The following is a 16,200-nucleotide window of genomic DNA, read 5'->3' on the forward strand; positions in this document are numbered from 1 at the left end:
CGGGCCCCGATCGAAGCGGCCGCGACCCGAGACAGGATACGGACATGAGCGAACAGGACAGGGAGCGCGGCAAGGCGCGTCGGACCGAGGTGATGGGCGAGCCGTTCGTCGAGCGCGCGATGCGCGACCTCGACGGCTTTTCGCGGCCGCTGCAGGACTGGCTGAACGAGCACGCGTGGGGCAGCACATGGCAGCGCGGCGGGATCGACCTGAAGACGCGCAGCCTCTGCACGTGCGCGATGCTGGCGGCGCTTGGCCGCAGCACCGAGCTGAAGGGGCACGTGCGCGGCGCGCTGAACAACGGCGCGACGCTCGTCGAAATCCGCGAGGTGCTGCTGCACAGCGCGCTGTATGCGGGCGCGCCCGCCGCGGTCGAGGCGTTCCGCAGCGCGCGCGACGTGATTGCCGAACTCGGCCTCGAGTTGCCGGACGACGGCAGCTGATTCGACTACGGCTTCCACGGCCGCCCGCCGCGTAACGCCACGGCGCGCGTCGCTGCTGGGCACCATCGCCAACCGACGATCGAGGGAGTCGGACGCGGTCCGACGCAGTTTGACGCAAGCCAATGCAAGCCAACGCAAGCCAACGCAAGCCAACGCAAGCCGACGCAAGCCGACGCAAGCCAACGCAAGCCAACGCAAGCCGACACAGACCGACACAGGCCAACAAGGCCTACCAGGCCGCGCCCGCTGTCTGCGCCGCTCAGTGCGCCGGGCAGCGCACCGCTCAGTGCGCCGCGCGCGCCGCCGCCGTCACCGGCGCGGCGGCCACCTCGAGCAGCCAGTCGGCGGTCGCTTCCGGCATCGTCACGGGCAGCATGTGCCCGCCTTCGACGACCGTCAGCCGCACGCGCGCCGACTTCTTCGCGAGCGCGTCGCCGTGGGCGCGCCAGTCGAGGATTCGGTCCTCGCGTCCATACAGCACGTCGACCGGCACCGCGAGTGCCGCGTAGCGGCTTTCCATCGCGGGCAGATCGTCGGGCGCGCACAGCAGGTCGGTGGCGGTCGCATAGAAGCTGGCAGGCCGCAGCCCGAGCAGGCCGCCGCCCTTGACCGCGAAGTCGTGCGGCACGTCCTCGGGCGCGAACACGAGGCGCACGGCCTGGCGGCCGGTCAGGATCGTCATCGGGATCGCGAAGGTCCACGACACGAAGCGGCGCACGAGCGGCGACGGCAGCACGAGCGGCCGGAACGGCGCGGGCGGCTCGGACTGCGGATGCGACAGCGGCGCGATCAGCGCGAGCCGGCTCACGCGCTCCGGATGGTTCAGCCCGACCGCGAGCGCGATCGCGCCGCCGAGCGAATGGCCGACGAGCACGGGGCGGTCGAGCCGTAGCGCGTCGATGAACGCGGCGATCGTGCGCGCCTGCGCGAACACGTTCGCCTGCGATCCGGCGCCGCGGGTCGAGCGGCCGGCGCCCGGCCGGTCGACGAGAATCACGCGGTGATGCTGCGCGAGCCGCGCGAGCGGCAGATACGCGAAGTTGCGCAACTGGCCGGCGAGCCCGTGCACGAACACGATCGGCGTGCCGCTGCCGTATTCGACATAGTGGATGCGGTCGCCGCCGACCTCGACGACGCGCCCTTCGGGCGGAAACGCGCGCGTCACGCGGCGCACGACGTAGCCGGAAAACAGCGCGAGCGCGGCGAGCACCGCGACGATGCCGAGCAGGATGTTCAGGATCAGATGGAGCGTCGGGCTCATGGCGGCCTCAGCGGGTTTCGAGTACGGGTTCGGTCGCCGGCGTCGCCGCCGGGCCGGCTGTCGCGCGGCGTTCGAAATGCATTGCCGAGTCGGCGAGGCCGCTGAACTTCAGCGATGCGAGATCGAGCACGTAGTTCTGATGAAACTTCCACGGCTTGCGGTGGCCCTGCTTCGGCAGGATGCCGGCCGCGCGCTGGATATAGCCGGAGCTCAGGTTCACGGCCGGCACGTCGCCGAGATCGCCGGGCGCGAGGCGCGGCACGCAGGTATCGTACCCGTGCGCGCGCATGTGGTTCAGCAGCCGGCACACGTAGCGCGCGATCAGTTCGGCTTTCAGCGTCCACGACGCGTTCGTATAGCCGAACGACGACGCGAGGTTCGGCACGTCGCTGTACATCATCCCTTTATAGGACACCGTCTGCGGCAGGTCGACCGCGCGGCCGTCGACCGTCACGCGTGCGCCGCCGAGCATCTTCACCTTCAGGCCGGTCGCGGTGACGATCACGTCGGCGTCGAGCTGTGCGCCGCTTTTCAGTTTCAGCCCGGTCGGCGTGAAGCGTTCGATCTCGTCGGTGACGATCGACGCGCGGCCCGCGCGGATCGCCTTGAACAGATCGCCGTTCGGCACGAGACAGAGGCGCTGGTCCCACGGGTTGTAGCGCGGCGTCAGATGCTTCGCGACGTCGAAGTCGGGGCCGAGCTGCCGGCTCGCGGCGCGGATGATGAACTGCTTCGTGCGCTCGGGCTTGCGGCGCGACACGTTGTACAGATACATCGTCAACAGCACGTTCTTCACGCGCACGAGCCGGTGCGCGAGCCGCGACGGCAGCACGCGGCGCAGCGCATTCGCGATCTTGTCGCGCGCCGGCAGCGACACGATGTAGGTGGGCGAGCGCTGCAGCATCGTCACGTGCTGCGCGTCGGCCGCCATCGAGGGCACGAGCGTGACGGCCGTCGCGCCGCTGCCGATCACGACGACGCGCCGGTTCGCGTACGACAGATCCTTCGGCCAGCGCTGCGGATGCACGATGCGGCCCTCGAACGTGTCCATCGCGGGCCAGTCGGGCAGGTAGCCCGCATCGTAGTCGTAGTAGCCGCTGCACATATAGAGGAAGCGGCACGTGTAGACGAGCGTGTCGGTCGCGCCGTCGCGCGTGCGCTCGACGCGCACCGTCCAGCGTGCATGGTTCGAATCCCAGTCGGCGGCGACGACCTTCTGCCCGTAGCGGATCAGCTTGTCGATCCCGTACGTGCGCGCGGTGTCGCGGATGTAGTCGAGGATCGTCTGGCCGTCGGAGATCGCCTTGTCGCTGTGCCACGGGCGGAAGCTGTAGCCGAGCGTGAACATGTCGGAATCCGAACGCACGCCCGGATAGCGGAACAGATCCCACGTGCCGCCGATCGCGTCGCGCGCCTCGACGATCGCGACGCTCGCATGCGGGCAGCGCTTGTTCAGGTGATAGGCCGCGCCGATACCGGACAGGCCGGCACCGACGATCAGCACGTCGAGGTCGCGGCTGTCGCCGCAGGCGGGCGGCGCGGCGCGCCGGTCGGTCGTCGTCGAGGTCATGCGGTGTCCTTGATCGCGGTGGAGGCGTGCGCGGCCGGCGTGGCCGTGCGGGCGAGATTGCGCGCGCGGGCGCGGCGCACGTGGCGCAGCACGAGCCGCTGATAGCCGGCGCCGAGCAGGCGCGCGAGCGTGTCGAGGCGGCGCGCATCGGCGCCGACCAGCACGCGGCGCGCGTTGCGCTCGACGCCGGCGAGGATCTGCCGGGCGGCGTCGTCGGCGGTCGTCGCATTGATCAGGCGATTCGCCTGACGGCGATGGGTCGCTTCGTCCTGGCCGGTGAGCGCGTGAATGCTGGTGTCGACGCGGCTCGCATCGACGATGTTCGTCGCGACGCCGCCCGGATGCACGCAGGTCGCGCTCACAGGCGCGCCGTCGAGTTCGAGCTCCATCCGCAGCGCTTCGGTGAAGCCGCGCACCGCGAACTTCGTCGCGTTGTACGCGCTTTGCGTCGGCATCGCGATGAGCCCGAACAGGCTCGACGTATTGACCACGTGCCCGTCGCCGGACGCGCGCAAATGCGGGAGGAACGCCTGCGTGCCGTGCACGACGCCCCAGAAGTTGATGCCGACGATCCACTCGAGATCGGCGCGGCTCGCCGTCTCGGCGCTCGCGGCCAGCGACACGCCTGCGTTGTTGAAGATCAGGTTCACCTTGCCGTGTTCGGCGCGCACGAAATCGGCCCACGCGAACACGGCGTCGCGGTCGGCGACGTCGACGCGCCGCGTGCTCGTACGCACGCCGTGCTTCGCGCATGCGGCCGCCGTGCCGGCGAGCGCGACGTCGTCGACGTCGGCGAGCGCCACCTCGCAGCCGCGCCGCGCGAGCTCGACCGCAAGGCTGCGGCCCATCCCCGAACCGGCGCCCGTGATCGCGGCGACCTTGCCGGAAAAACCCTTCATCCGTCGTCCTCCCGTTCCGCTACCGTCGTGCCGGCGGCGTGTCTATTGTGGTGTTGGTCGTCACCACTTTAGTTTTCGGGTGTCCTGATGTCAAATAGCGAAATGGAGAAAGCACTCGAAACGGAAAAGCGGGGCCGCGCGTACGGCGGCGTGGCACCCGAGGTACGCGCGGCGGAGCGGCGCGACGCGCTGATCCGCGCGGCCACGCGCGTGTTCGGCACGATCGGCTTTCGCAAGGCGACCGTGCGCGCGATCTGCCAGGAGGCGAAGCTGAACGACCGCTATTTCTATGCGGCGTTCGACAGTACCGAAGATCTGCTGCGCTGCACGTACCTGCATCACGCACAGCAGTTGCACGATGCGGTCGCGCATGCGGTGGCCGAGCACGGCGGCGCGCTGCACGAGCGCATCGATGCGGGGCTCGCCGCGTTCTTCGGCTTCCTGCGCGATCCGTGCGCGGCGCGCGTGCTGCTGCTCGAAGTGATGGGCGTCAGCGCGGATACCGATGCGACCTACCAGCGGATGCTGATCGACTTCGGCAAGCTGATCATGGCGATCGGCTCGGCGCGCGAGCCGCAGACCGCCGCCGAACGCACCGAGCAGCGGCTGATCGGGCTCGCGCTCGTCGGCGCGATGACGAACGTCGGCGCGGCCTGGCTGCTGACCGGCTATCGCGATCCCGAAGCGCAGATGGTCGCGAGTTGCAGGAAGGTGCTGCTGGGGACGTTGCGGGAAGCGGGCGGCGCGGACAAGTTGCCGACGTGAACGAGACCGGCGCGCCGCGCTCGCGCTTCAGCGCGCGGTGCGCCTGCGCGTCGCGGGGCGTGCGGGCGGCGTGCGCGGCGTCGCGCCGATCGTCGCCTTCATCGCGTCGATGAACGCGCGCACCTTCGGCGACGGCAGCCGCGTCGACGGATACACCGCATGAATCCCGGCCGGCGCCGCGCGCCATGCGGGCAGCAGCCGCACGAGCGAGCCGGCCGCGACGTCGTCCGCGATCGAGAAATCCGTCAGCAGCCCGAAGCCGCCGCCCGCGAGCGCGATCGCGCGGCAGGCGGTTGCCGTGTTCGACACGACCGACGCGCTACAGCGCACCGACGCCTTGCCGCCGCGTGCGCTTTCGAGTTCGAGCGTATGCGGGCGCGCAAGCGTCGACAGCATCACGAACGGCAGCGCCGCGAGCGCGGCCGGATCGCGCGGCAGCCCGTAGCGCGCGACGAACGCCGGGCTTGCTACCAGCCACTTCTCGTACGTGCCGAGCTGCACCGCGCGATAGTTCGAATCGGCGAGCCGGCCGATGCGGACGGCGACGTCGAGGTTCTCCGCGACGAGATCGACCACGCGGTCGTTCGCGATCAGCTCGACGTCGAGCGACGGATGCGCATCGCGCAGCGCGACGACCGCCGGCGCGACGACCTGCGCGCCGTAATCGACCGGCACGCTCACGCGCAGCGTGCCGCGCAGCGGCCCGGCGTCGGACGACACGGCGTCGAGCGCCGTTTCGGCGGCCTGCACGATGTCGCGGCACGCATCGTAGAACGCGCGGCCCGCGTCGGTCACGCTGAGCCGCCGCGTCGTGCGCACGAGCAGGTTTGCGCCGACTTCCGATTCGAGACGCTGCATGTGTGTGCTGACCACCGTCTTCGCGAGGCCGAGCCGTTCGGCCGCGGCCGTCAGCGACCCCGCTTCGACGACCGCAACGAACACCGCCAGCCGGTTCAGGTTCACGTCGCGCAGATCGGCCATCGTCGATTGTCCTATGGAAGCGGATAATGTTTCCGCGATTATCCGCCTTCTGGCGAACGTCGGCGAGCGGTACGCTGAGGCCGTTCGTCGCCGCGTCCGGCGACGCGTGAATCCGGAGTTCTTACATGCCTGCTACTGCCCAGCCCGTGTCGCCGATCCGCGTCTATTCGTTTCCGCTGTCGGGGCACGCGCATCGCGTCCGGCTGTTCCTGTCGCTGCTCGGCTTGCCGTTCGAGACCGTCGACGTCGATCTCGCGGCCGGCGCGCAGCGCGCACCGGCGTTCCTCGCGCTGAATCCGCTCGGCCAGGTGCCGGTGATCGACGACAACGGCACCGTGCTCGCCGATTCGAACGCGATCCTCGTGTATCTCGCGAAGCGCTACGGCGACGCGCACTGGCTGCCCGACGATCCGCTCGGCGCGGCGGCCGTGCAGCGCTGGCTGTCGTTCGCGGCCGGGCCGATCGCGACGGGGCCGGCGGCCGCGCGGCTCGTCACCGTGTTCGGCGCGACGCTCGATCACGACGCCGCGAAGCGCACGGCCGCGAAGCTGCTGACCGCGATCGACGGCGAACTCGCCGACAAGCCGTTCGCGACCGGCGCGCAGCCGACGATCGCCGACATCGCCGCATACACGTACATCGCGCATGCGCCGGAAGGCGGCGTGTCGCTCGACCCGTATCCGCACGTGCGCGCGTGGCTCGCGCGGATCGAGGCGCTGCCGCGCTTCATTGCGATGCAGTCGACGCGCGCGGGCCTGCTGGCCGACGCCGCGCCCGGGAGCACGACGTGAACGCGCCGACCGCCGCGATACCGGGCTGGGAACTGCCGGGCTCGCCGTTTCATGCGGGCGAGCGCGCCGTGCAGCAGCGCGCCGGCGTCACCGACGCCGCCGATGCGATCGGGCTGCGCGGTATCCGCCGCTTCATGCCCGATCAGCACCGTACGTTCTTTGCGCAGCTGCCGTTCTTCGTGGTCGGCGGCGTCGATGCGGACGGTCAGCCGTGGGCGACGCTGCGCGTCGGCGAGCCGGGCTTCGTGTCGTCGCCCGACGCGCGCACGCTGACGATCGCGGGCGGCACGCTGCCGGACGATCCGCTGGCCGGTACGTGGTACGCCGGCGCGCTGCTCGGCGGACTCGGCATCGAGTTCGCGACGCGGCGGCGCAATCGCGTGAACGGCGTCGTGCAGGCGGTGGACGGCGACGCGCTGACGATCGCGGTCGAGCAGAGTTTCGGCAACTGCGCGAAGTACATCCAGGCGCGCACGCCGACCGCCGCGCCGCACGACGGGCACGCGCGGCCCGCGACGCAGCGGTCCGACCGTCTCGGCGACGACGATCGCACGCTGCTCGCGCAAGCCGATACGTTCTTCGTCGCGAGCGCGAACGCGTCGGCCGAGGCGGGCGTCGCGCGCGGCGCGGACGTGTCGCATCGCGGCGGAATGCCGGGCTTCGTGCGCGTCGAAGATGCGCGGACGCTGGCGACGCCCGATTTCAGCGGCAACCGGCTGTTCAATACGCTCGGCAACCTGCAGCACGACCCGCGCGCCGGGCTGCTGTTCGTCGACTTCGGGCGCGGCGATCTGCTGTACGTGGCCGCACGCGCCGAGATCGTCTGGGACGGGCCGCTCGTCGCGTCGTTCGACGGCGCGCAACGCGTCGTGCGCTTTCATGTGACGGACGTGCGGCGTACTGCGGCCGTGCTGCCGTTCCGCTGGTCGCCGGTCGAGCGCGCGCCGCAGTTCAAGTAGCGCGCTAGTACCCTGCGGCATGCGGCCGCAGCGCGCGTGCTGCGCAAAAATCGCGCGCAACTGCTTCTTTTTCCGCAGGCCTGTCGGACCGACGATAGCGTCAACCGATAGACGAAAGGAGCACACCATGAAGCTGTTCAGCATGATCCGCCTCGTTCTGTGGAGTTTCTTCGGCGTACGCAACAGCAAGGCGCACGCGTCCGATCTCGCGAACGTCAACTTCACGCTGCTGCCGTTCGTCGCGATCGTGCTCGCGCTGCTCGTCGGCGCGGCGATTTACGGCGTCGTGCACCTGGTCGTCGATCCGACCGTGACGACGCAGGGGTTTTGAGCGCGGCACGCTATCGCGCCGCCCGCCGCGCCCGCTGTCGCTCGCGCTCGACCGTCAGCCGTCCGTCCTCCCTCCGCCGCCGCCGATTTCCCGGCCCCGCGCCGCGCGCGCGGTAAAATGCGCGCCACGCCGCGATGCCGCGCGCCATGCGCATGCCCCGTTGCCTAAACGGCGCTTCTGCCCGCATCGCTCGCCCATCGCGGCATCGAAGCGTTCCCCGCATGCCCGACCGCGCAATTGCGCCGGCCGCCGCCCGTCCGACGAACGGATCGACGGCGGCGCCGGCGTTGCGCGTCGCGCGCATCCGATGTCCGATCCCGCGTTTTCCCGACCGAGCGGCGCGTACGCGTGCGCATCGTCCGGCTCGTCCCGCGAACGGCGCACGGAGGCGCACTCGGCGGGGCGCGCCGTGCAGCTTCGTAACGTGTTTCGACAGGATCGAATGGCGAGTGCGCCATCCATAACCATGACGGTAAGCAAAACAACCGCGCGGCGTACGCCACGGCGCCGCGCGAATGCGGGCCTCTGCGCCGGCCTCGGCATCACGCTTTTCGCGGCGCAGGCCGTCGCGGCACCGGGCGACGCGCCCGCATCGGGCGCCGAAGCGACGCCCGCAGCGGCCGCCACGGCGGCACCCGATGCGACGCTGCCGGCGATCACGGTCAGCGGCGCACGCGGCCATACCTATCGCGCGCGCGAAGCATCGGTCGCCGGCTTCGACGACGCGCCGCTGCTCGACACGCCCGCGTCGGTCAACGTCGTCACGCGCGCGCAGCTCGACGATCAGCAGGCGAAGCGCTTGAGCGACGTCGTGCGCAACGACGCGTCGGTCGTCAACGACTACGCGCCGGTCGGCTACTTTGAAGGCTTCGCGATCCGCGGCTTTCCGGTCGACCTGGCGAGCGCGATCCGGATCGACGGGCTGACGGTGTCCGGCGAGCAGAACGTGCCGCTCGAGAACAAGGAACGCGTCGAGATCCTGAAAGGGCTGGCCGGCATCGACAGCGGCGTCGTCGCGCCGGGCGGCGTGATCAACTTCGTGACCAAGCGCTCCGCGAACGTCGCGAGCGTGACGGCCGGTGTCGACAGCCGCGGCTCGACATCGGCGGCCGTGGACGTCGGCCGGCGCTTCGGGCCCGACAACCAGTTCGGCTTCCGCGTGAACGCCGCGAAGGAAAACATGCACTCGTATATCGACGGCACGAACGGACGCCGCACGTTCGGTTCGATCGCCGCCGACTGGGACATCAGCCCGCGTGCGAGCCTGCAGCTGAACGCCGAGTTCCAGCAGTGGATCCAGCGTTCCGCACCCGGCTATCAACTGCTCGGCGGCACCGTCGTACCGTCGGTTCATACGACGTCGAAGGCGCTCGGCACGCAGCCGTGGGCGAAGCCCGTCACGACCGATGCGCTGAACCTGAACGCGCGCTTCGACTATCAGTTCAACGACGACTGGAAAGCGTATATCGCCGCCGGCCGCAGCCGCACGATGATCGACGACAACAGCGCGTTCGCATACGGCTGCTACTACGCGGCGAGCTGCGCGGCCGGCACGACGTCGCCGTTCTTCTTCGGCGCGAATGGCGACTACGACGTGTACGACTTCCGCAGCCCCGGCGAATATCGCCGCAACGACGACGTGCGCGCGGTGACGACGGGCAAGTTCGCAACCGGGCCGCTGCGGCACGAGCTGACGCTTGGCGTGAGCGTGCAGCGTCGCGTCGTGCACATGGCCGAGGCCGTGTACAAAGACGTGGGCAGCGAAAACATCTATGGGCCGGACATGACGTTCTCGCCATCGCCCGATGTGCCGGGCCCGTCGTATCCCCAGCTCGACGCATGGCAGTACGGAGTGTTCGGGCTCGACCGCATCAGCATCGGCGAACACTGGCAGGTGCTCGCGGGGGGCAAGGAAGTGCTGCTGCGTCAACGCAGCTGGGACAGCATCGACGGCCCGGCCACGCGCACCGATCGTTCCGTGTTCTTGCCGCAGGTCGCGCTCGTGTACAAGCCGGTGCGTGCGTTGTCGCTCTATGCGTCGTACAGCAAGGCGCTGTCGCTCGGCGATCAGGCGCCCGTGCGCGCGACCAATGCGTATGCGTTCCTGCCGCCGGTCGAATCGCATCAGGTCGAAGTCGGCGCGAAGTACGACTGGCTCGACCGGCTGAGCCTGACGGCCGCGCTGTTCACGATCAGCAAGCCGTTCCAGTTCGCCGATCCCGATGCGTCGGGCAGCAGCTACACGTTCGTGCAGCGCGGCACGCAGCGGCATCAGGGGATCGAGCTCGGCGCGGCCGGGCGGCTCACCGAGCGTCTGTCGCTGACCGCGAGCGTGGCGGCGATTCGCGCCCGCGCGTACGATTCGGGCAGCGCCGCGTACGAGGGACACCAGATCATCAACGTGCCGGCGCTGCGCGCGTCGCTGTATGCCGACTACGCGGTGCCGGGCGTCACGGGGCTCGACGTGCTCGGCGGCGTCGAGTACAGCGCGAGCCGCAACGCGAACGAAGAAGGCACCGCGCGCGTGCCGTCGTGGTTCGTGTTCAATCTCGGCGCGCGCTATACGACGAAGATCGCCGGTCATCGCACCGTGTTGCGCGTGTCGGTGGACAATCTGTTCAACAAGTTCTACTGGCGCGATGCGGGCGAGCAGCAGGGCGACGCGTATCTGTTCCCCGGCGCGCCGCGCACCGCCCGCGTGTCGTTGACCTATGATTTCTGATCGCCGCGCAGCGGCTACCCAGGAGCCCATACGATGTCCTCCCTCGAAATCGTCGGCGTGATCGTCAGCGCGCTGGCGATCTGGCTGACCGCGAAGCGGCGGATGCTGTGCTGGCCGGTCGGACTCGCGTCGGTCGCGCTGTACGGCTGGATCTTCTTCGACGCGAAGCTGTATTCCGACATGCTGCTGCAAGGTGCGTTCGCGGTGCTGCAGGTATACGGCTGGCGCCGCTGGCTCGCGCAGCGTACGCTCGAGGCGAGCGGCCACGCGGCGCCGGCCGGCGACGTCGCGCCCGTCACCGGCGTGCGGCCGCGGCAAATGCTGCCCGACCTGATCGCGGCCGTGATCGGCAGCGCGCTGCTCGGCGGCATGATGGCGCGCTGGACCGATGCGGCGCTGCCGTTCGTCGATGCGTCGCTGACGGCGTTCAGCCTCGTCGCGCAATACTGGACCGCGCGGCGCTATATCGCGTCGTGGGGCCTGTGGATCGTCGTGAACGTCGTGTACGTCGGGATGTTCGTGTTCAAGGCGCTGTATCTGACGGCCGGGCTCTATGCGCTGTTCATCGCGCTCGCCGTCATCGGCTGGCGCGACTGGAGCCGCACCGCCGATGCGCTGCGCGCCGACGCGCGCGCGGCACACTGATCCACGCGATTCAATTACGGAGCGACGTCGTTCATGTCATTTCCCCTCGAGCCGGACGGTCCTGCCGCACGCGAGGTCGCACCGCCGCAGTTCGGCGTCGACGGCGAACAGGCCGAGCGCGACTGGCCGCTGATCACGCACGACGAAGTCGCGGCCGTGCTCGCGCGGATCGACGGCGCGGGCGTGCCCGCGCGCCTGACCTGGCACAGTCCGCGGCCGTTCTCGGCGGCGGTGCTGGTGCGCACGGACGACGAGCGCGCGTTGTTCGTCAAGCGTCACCACGCGAGCCTGCGCGACGTCGAAGGGCTCGCCGAAGAGCACCGCTTCATCGCGCATCTGCGCGCACACGGCTGCCCGGTGCCCGACGTGCTCGCCGGCCGCGACGGCGCGACCGCGTTTGCATTGGGCGACTGGACGTACGAAGTGCATGTCGTCGCGCCCGGTGTCGATGCGTATCGCGGCGTGATGTCGTGGAAGCCGTTCGCGCATCCGTCGCATGCCTATGCGGCCGGCCGCGCGCTCGCGCAACTGCATCGCGCGTCGGCCGGCTACGATGCGCCGGCGCGGCCGATTCGCACGCTGCTGTCGAGTTTTCGCGTGCTGTCGAGCGCGGATCTGGCCGGCGCGCTCGAACGCTGGGTCGAGGCGCAGCCGCTGCTCGTGCGTGCGCTCGGCACGCGCGACTGGCGCGCGGACGTCGCCGCGACGATCGGGCCGTATCACGCACGCATCGTGCCGCTGTTGCCCGCGCTGGCGCCGTTATGGACGCACGGCGACTGGCATGCGTCGAACCTGCTGTGGACCGATGCGATGCCCGGCGCGCAGGTGTGCACCGTGCTCGATTTCGGATTGTCGGACCGCACGTGCGCGGTGATGGACGTCGCGCTCGCGATCGAGCGCAACATGATCGACTGGCTCGCGCCGGCCGACGCACGGCGCGTCGAGTACGAGCAGATCGATGCGCTGCTCGACGGCTACGAGTCGCTCGATCCGCTCGGCGACGACGCCTATGCGGCGCTCGTCGCGCTGCTGCCGATCGTACATACGGAATTCGCGCTGTCGGAAGTCGCGTATTTCGGCTGCATCGTGAACGCGCCGGACATCGTCGACGTCGCGTACGACGGCTATCTGCTCGGCCACGCGCGATGGTTCGGCGGCCGCGACGGCCGGCAGCTGCTCGACTGGCTCGAGCAGCGCCGGCGCGGCTAACGCGGCCGCGCGTGATGCGCGCCGGCTGCGGCGCGTCTCGCGCGCGGCGGCCCGATCAGACCTGTGCGAGCGCCTGATCGAGATCGGCGATCAGATCGTCGATATGCTCGATGCCGATCGACAGCCGCACCGTTTCCTCCTTCACGCCGGCCTTCGCGAGTTCGGCCGGCGACAGCTGCCGATGCGTGGTCGATGCCGGATGCGTCGCGAGCGATTTCGTGTCGCCGATGTTGACGAGCCGCGTGAACAGCTTCAGCGCATCCTGGAACTTCGCGCCACCTGCGCGGCCGCCTTTCACGCCGAACGTCAGCAGGCCCGGCGCACGTCCCGACAGATAGCGCGCGACGAGCGGATGATCGGGATGGTCGGGCAGCCCCGCATAGTTGACCCACTCGACGCGTTCGTGACGCGCAAGATGCTGCGCGATCTTCAGCGCGTTGTCGCTGATGCGCTCGATGCGCAGTGCGAGCGTCTCGATCCCTTGCAGAATCTGGAACGCGTTGAACGGCGAGATCGCGGCGCCCATGTTGCGCAGCGGCACGACGCGCGCGCGGCCGATATACGCGGCCGGCCCGAACGCTTCCGTATAGACGACGCCGTGATAGCTGACGTCCGGTTCGTTGAGCCGCTTGAAGCGGTCCGCATGGTCGGCCCACGGGAACCTGCCCGAATCGACGATCGCGCCGCCGAGGCTCGTGCCGTGACCGCCGAGATACTTCGTCAGCGAATGCACGACGATGTCGGCGCCGTGCTCGAACGGGCGCAGCAGATACGGCGACGGCACCGTGTTGTCGACGATGAGCGGAATGCCGTGGCGATGCGCGATGTCGGCGAGCGCCGCGATGTCGGCGATGTTGCCGAGCGGATTGCCGACCGATTCCGCGAAGATCGCCTTCGTGTGCGCGTCGATCAGCGGTGCGAACGATGCGGGGTCGCGCGGATCGGCGAAGCGCGTCGTAATCCCGTATTGCGGCAGCGTATGCGCGAACAGGTTGTAGGTGCCGCCGTAGAGCGAACTGGCCGCGACGATGTTGTCGCCCGCTTCCGCGATCGTCTGGATTGCATACGTGACGGCTGCCTGACCCGACGCCAGCGCGAGCGCGCCGACGCCGCTCTCGAGCGCGGCGAGCCGCTGTTCGAGCACGTCGGTCGTCGGGTTCATGATGCGCGTATAGATGTTGCCCTGGACTTTCAGGTCGAACAGGTCGGCGCCGTGCTGCGTGTCGTCGAATGCATACGCGACCGTCTGGTAGATCGGTACCGCGACAGCGCGCGTCGTCGGATCGGGGCGGTAGCCGCCATGGACGGCGAGCGTTTCGAGCCGCCACTTCGAAGAGGCCTGATCGGTCATGCGTGCTCCGTCTGTTGTTGTGATGATCGGGCGATTATAGGAGCGCACCGGGCGCGAAGCTTAGAACGAATGGTGCGTTGCTTATCCGCGCAGCGCGCATAGAATGCGTTTTTCCGCAGACGAAAGGTGTGCGATGGATCAGGATCAGTGGAACCGTGTGGACGCGTATTTCTCGGCGACGCTCGTGCCGTCCGACGATGTGCTCGATGCCGCGCTGGCGGCGAGCGAGGCGGCCGGGCTGCCGGCGATCAACGTCGCGCCGAATCAGGGCAAGCTGCTGCAACTGCTCGCGACGATCCGCGGCGCGCGGCGCATTCTCGAGGTCGGCACGCTCGGCGGCTACAGCACGATCTGGCTGGCGCGCGCGTTGCCGCCCGGCGGCCGGCTCGTGACGCTCGAGCTCGATCCGGCGCACGCGGCGGTCGCGACGCAGAACATCGCGCGCGCGGGCTTCGCGGATGTCGTATCGGTCGTCGTCGGCAGCGCGAAGGACAGTCTCGCGCGGCTCATCGCCGACGGTGAGGCACCGTTCGATTTCATCTTCATCGACGCGGACAAGGACAACAACCACGTTTATCTCGATGCGGCGCTGAAGTTGTCGCGGCCGGGCACGGTGATTGTCGTGGACAACGTCGTGCGGCGCGGGCGCGTGGCCGATCCGGACAATCGCGATCCGGATGTCGTCGGCGTGCGGGAAGGGTTCGCGCGCATCGTCGCCGAGCCGAAGCTGACGACGACGGCCGTGCAGACGGTCGGGCAGAAGGGGTGGGACGGGTTTTCGATTTCGATTGTGGGCGAGTGATGCGATCGCAGCGTGCCCGCCCGGCGCGCATCGCGCGGCCGTTCACACGCGACAAATCGCGATGATCTCCGCACTCGTCGCGTCGTCGAACGGCGCGCCTTGCCAATCGCCGTACCAGTCGACCGCCGAGAAGCCGGCGGCCGCCACGCGCTCCTGCAGCTCGCGCTGCGCGATGAACCGCAATCGGCTCGCATGCGTGACGCGCGTGTCGTCGCGCACGAAACGATAGTGCGTATCGAACGAGACGATCGGCCCTTCGACCGCATGCGACACGTGCTGCAGCTCGACCGCGCCGAACGTCGGCGAATCGACGCGGCGCGCCGACTGCTGCGGCGTCCACGCGCGCCAGGGTTCGAGGCGGGGGTTGCGCGTCTCGAACAGGAAGCGCCCGTCCGGCGCAAGCACGCGGCGTACGCCGCGCAGCATGGCGTCGATCGCGTCGTCGGTCAGCAGGCACTGGAACGCGTGCCCCGTCATCGCGGCCGCATCGAACGGCGCGCCGGGCGGCAGGTCGTGCAGGTCGCAGGCGGTCCAGCGCACCGCGTCGGCGCCCGGCTGACGTCGCGCGTAGTCGATCATCGCGGGCGCCGGATCGATCGCGACGACGTCGTGCCCGGCCGCCGCGAGCCGGCGGGCAAACGTGCCGGTCCCGCAGCCGACGTCGAGGATGCGCTGCGGTGCGGCGCCGATGCGCGCGGCGTAGAACATGAAATCGTGATCGCCCGCGTTGAACAGGTCGTAGACCGCGACGAGACGCGCATCCGTGTACAGCGTTTCATCGGCGGGCGCGACGGCCGTGCGGCGCGTCACCGCTGCTGCACCGCGACGCGCAGACCGAGCGCGATGAAGATCGAGCCGATGATCTTGCCCTGCCAGCGCGTGAGCCACGTGAGCCGCTTCACGATGCGGCCGAGCGGACGGATCGAGCACGCGATCAGCGTCGTGTAGAGCGAGCTGAGCACGACGAAGATCAGCCCGAGCACCGCGAACTGCACGAACGTCGAGCCACGTTCCGGGTGCACGAACTGCGGCATGAACGCGAGAAAGAACAGCGCCGTCTTCGGGTTCAGCACTTCGGCGGGAATCGCCTGCAGATACGCCTTCAGCGGCGTGACCGGCGACACCTTCGGCAGCGACGGATCGGACGGCTTGTCGAGCAGCGCGCGCACGCCGAGATAGATCAGATACACGGCGCCGACCCATTTGACGACGTTGAAGGCCAGCGCGGACGTCATCAGCAGCGCGGACAGCCCGACCGCCGCGAACAGCGTATGCACGAAGTCGCCGCTCGCGACGCCGAGGCCCGTCATGATGCCGGTGCGGCGGCCGCCCTGCACGGTTCGGCTCAGCACGAGCAGCACCGCGGGACCGGGAATCAGGAAGAGACCGAGGACGACGGCGGTGAAGGTGGTCAGCGTGGTCAGGTCGAACATGGCGGCTCCGGGAAGGGGTGCTGCGGTGCGATTCCGCG

General features: G+C 69.5%; 15 protein-coding genes and 1 pseudogene. 9 read left to right on the forward strand and 7 right to left on the reverse strand.

Annotated elements, in window-relative coordinates; genetic code table 11:
* Positions 1-44 precede the first annotated feature (44 nt).
* Positions 45-443: a carboxymuconolactone decarboxylase family protein gene (locus NP80_RS04735; RefSeq protein WP_006409719.1), complete on the forward strand. Its 399-nt coding sequence runs from the start codon at positions 45-47 to the stop codon at positions 441-443.
* A gap of 283 nt (positions 444-726) precedes the next feature.
* Here the strand turns inward: NP80_RS04735 and NP80_RS04740 are convergent, their stop codons facing one another.
* Genes NP80_RS04740 through NP80_RS04750 form a run of 3 tightly spaced genes read right to left on the reverse strand, consistent with a single transcriptional unit; the run spans position 727 to position 4,173 of the window.
* A complete protein-coding gene (locus NP80_RS04740; protein WP_006409715.1) occupies positions 727-1,704 on the reverse strand; it encodes an alpha/beta fold hydrolase in 978 nt (325 codons plus the stop codon).
* Between the two features lie 7 nt (positions 1,705-1,711).
* Positions 1,712-3,274: a flavin-containing monooxygenase gene (locus tag NP80_RS04745; RefSeq protein WP_006409714.1), complete on the reverse strand. Its 1,563-nt coding sequence runs from the start codon at positions 3,272-3,274 to the stop codon at positions 1,712-1,714.
* Complete coding sequence (locus tag NP80_RS04750) at positions 3,271-4,173, reverse strand: SDR family NAD(P)-dependent oxidoreductase (RefSeq protein WP_006409717.1); 903 nt, start codon at positions 4,171-4,173, stop codon at positions 3,271-3,273. The genes NP80_RS04745 and NP80_RS04750 overlap by 4 nt, the downstream gene beginning before the upstream one ends.
* A gap of 87 nt (positions 4,174-4,260) precedes the next feature.
* Here NP80_RS04750 and NP80_RS04755 point away from each other — a divergent pair, with 87 nt between their 5' ends.
* Positions 4,261-4,938 carry a TetR/AcrR family transcriptional regulator gene (locus NP80_RS04755; RefSeq protein ID WP_035946452.1) on the forward strand — a complete coding sequence of 226 codons (678 nt, stop codon included), beginning with the start codon at positions 4,261-4,263 and terminating at the stop codon, positions 4,936-4,938.
* Positions 4,939-4,965: 27 nt separating this feature from the next.
* On the opposite strand, the gene NP80_RS04760 is transcribed toward NP80_RS04755, so the two are convergent.
* Positions 4,966-5,919, reverse strand: a complete 954-nt coding sequence (locus NP80_RS04760) for a LysR family transcriptional regulator (protein WP_006404304.1) — start codon at positions 5,917-5,919, stop codon at positions 4,966-4,968.
* A gap of 125 nt (positions 5,920-6,044) precedes the next feature.
* Between NP80_RS04760 and NP80_RS04765 the strand changes: the two genes are divergently transcribed.
* The 6 genes and pseudogenes from NP80_RS04765 to NP80_RS04790 all read left to right on the forward strand — a co-directional run bounded on the left by NP80_RS04765 (position 6,045) and on the right by NP80_RS04790 (position 12,576).
* Entirely contained in the window at positions 6,045-6,710 is a 666-nt protein-coding gene (locus tag NP80_RS04765) for a glutathione S-transferase family protein (protein ID WP_006404303.1), read from the forward strand.
* Positions 6,707-7,663, forward strand: a pseudogene (locus tag NP80_RS04770) (pyridoxamine 5'-phosphate oxidase family protein); the annotation flags it as partial. The gene NP80_RS04765 and the pseudogene NP80_RS04770, both read left to right, overlap by 4 nt.
* A gap of 133 nt (positions 7,664-7,796) precedes the next feature.
* Positions 7,797-8,000: a DUF2970 domain-containing protein gene (locus NP80_RS04775; protein WP_006404301.1), complete on the forward strand. Its 204-nt coding sequence runs from the start codon at positions 7,797-7,799 to the stop codon at positions 7,998-8,000.
* A gap of 466 nt (positions 8,001-8,466) precedes the next feature.
* Positions 8,467-10,722 carry a TonB-dependent siderophore receptor gene (locus tag NP80_RS04780; RefSeq protein WP_035948199.1) on the forward strand — a complete coding sequence of 752 codons (2,256 nt, stop codon included), beginning with the start codon at positions 8,467-8,469 and terminating at the stop codon, positions 10,720-10,722.
* Between the two features lie 33 nt (positions 10,723-10,755).
* The gene (gene pnuC, locus NP80_RS04785; protein ID WP_006411800.1) at positions 10,756-11,367 is read left to right on the forward strand and encodes a nicotinamide riboside transporter PnuC; all 612 of its coding nucleotides are present in this window, start codon (positions 10,756-10,758) and stop codon (positions 11,365-11,367) included.
* 33 nt (positions 11,368-11,400) lie between these two features.
* Entirely contained in the window at positions 11,401-12,576 is a 1,176-nt protein-coding gene (locus NP80_RS04790; protein ID WP_006404297.1) for a phosphotransferase enzyme family protein, read from the forward strand.
* 55 nt (positions 12,577-12,631) lie between these two features.
* On the opposite strand, the gene NP80_RS04795 is transcribed toward NP80_RS04790, so the two are convergent.
* Entirely contained in the window at positions 12,632-13,927 is a 1,296-nt protein-coding gene (locus tag NP80_RS04795; RefSeq protein WP_006411803.1) for an O-acetylhomoserine aminocarboxypropyltransferase/cysteine synthase family protein, read from the reverse strand.
* Between the two features lie 133 nt (positions 13,928-14,060).
* Between NP80_RS04795 and NP80_RS04800 the strand changes: the two genes are divergently transcribed.
* Positions 14,061-14,729, forward strand: coding sequence for an O-methyltransferase (locus NP80_RS04800; protein WP_006411799.1), 669 nt, complete (start codon positions 14,061-14,063; stop codon positions 14,727-14,729).
* A gap of 42 nt (positions 14,730-14,771) precedes the next feature.
* Here NP80_RS04800 and NP80_RS04805 read toward each other — a convergent pair whose 3' ends face one another.
* Together NP80_RS04805 and NP80_RS04810 are read right to left on the reverse strand one after the other, a co-directional pair.
* Entirely contained in the window at positions 14,772-15,539 is a 768-nt protein-coding gene (locus NP80_RS04805; protein WP_006411798.1) for a class I SAM-dependent methyltransferase, read from the reverse strand.
* Positions 15,536-16,162, reverse strand: coding sequence for a LysE family translocator (locus NP80_RS04810; protein ID WP_006411794.1), 627 nt, complete (start codon positions 16,160-16,162; stop codon positions 15,536-15,538). The genes NP80_RS04805 and NP80_RS04810 overlap by 4 nt, the downstream gene beginning before the upstream one ends.
* Between the last annotated feature and the right edge of the window lie 38 nt (positions 16,163-16,200).

The organism is Burkholderia multivorans ATCC BAA-247 (genome assembly GCF_000959525.1).
GTDB classification, from domain to species: domain Bacteria; phylum Pseudomonadota; class Gammaproteobacteria; order Burkholderiales; family Burkholderiaceae; genus Burkholderia; species Burkholderia multivorans.

What these genes read in the sequence shown, in the direction of transcription:
- NP80_RS04735 (WP_006409719.1), top strand. Translation starts at nt 45, where the DNA reads ATGAGCGAACAGGACAGGGAGCGCGGCAAGGCGCGTCGGACCGAGGTG.
- NP80_RS04740 (WP_006409715.1), bottom strand. Translation starts at nt 1,704, where the DNA reads ATGAGCCCGACGCTCCATCTGATCCTGAACATCCTGCTCGGCATCGTC.
- NP80_RS04745 (WP_006409714.1), bottom strand. Translation starts at nt 3,274, where the DNA reads ATGACCTCGACGACGACCGACCGGCGCGCCGCGCCGCCCGCCTGCGGC.
- NP80_RS04750 (WP_006409717.1), bottom strand. Translation starts at nt 4,173, where the DNA reads ATGAAGGGTTTTTCCGGCAAGGTCGCCGCGATCACGGGCGCCGGTTCG.
- NP80_RS04755 (WP_035946452.1), top strand. Translation starts at nt 4,261, where the DNA reads ATGTCAAATAGCGAAATGGAGAAAGCACTCGAAACGGAAAAGCGGGGC.
- NP80_RS04760 (WP_006404304.1), bottom strand. Translation starts at nt 5,919, where the DNA reads ATGGCCGATCTGCGCGACGTGAACCTGAACCGGCTGGCGGTGTTCGTT.
- NP80_RS04765 (WP_006404303.1), top strand. Translation starts at nt 6,045, where the DNA reads ATGCCTGCTACTGCCCAGCCCGTGTCGCCGATCCGCGTCTATTCGTTT.
- NP80_RS04775 (WP_006404301.1), top strand. Translation starts at nt 7,797, where the DNA reads ATGAAGCTGTTCAGCATGATCCGCCTCGTTCTGTGGAGTTTCTTCGGC.
- NP80_RS04780 (WP_035948199.1), top strand. Translation starts at nt 8,467, where the DNA reads ATGACGGTAAGCAAAACAACCGCGCGGCGTACGCCACGGCGCCGCGCG.
- pnuC (WP_006411800.1), top strand. Translation starts at nt 10,756, where the DNA reads ATGTCCTCCCTCGAAATCGTCGGCGTGATCGTCAGCGCGCTGGCGATC.
- NP80_RS04790 (WP_006404297.1), top strand. Translation starts at nt 11,401, where the DNA reads ATGTCATTTCCCCTCGAGCCGGACGGTCCTGCCGCACGCGAGGTCGCA.
- NP80_RS04795 (WP_006411803.1), bottom strand. Translation starts at nt 13,927, where the DNA reads ATGACCGATCAGGCCTCTTCGAAGTGGCGGCTCGAAACGCTCGCCGTC.
- NP80_RS04800 (WP_006411799.1), top strand. Translation starts at nt 14,061, where the DNA reads ATGGATCAGGATCAGTGGAACCGTGTGGACGCGTATTTCTCGGCGACG.
- NP80_RS04810 (WP_006411794.1), bottom strand. Translation starts at nt 16,162, where the DNA reads ATGTTCGACCTGACCACGCTGACCACCTTCACCGCCGTCGTCCTCGGT.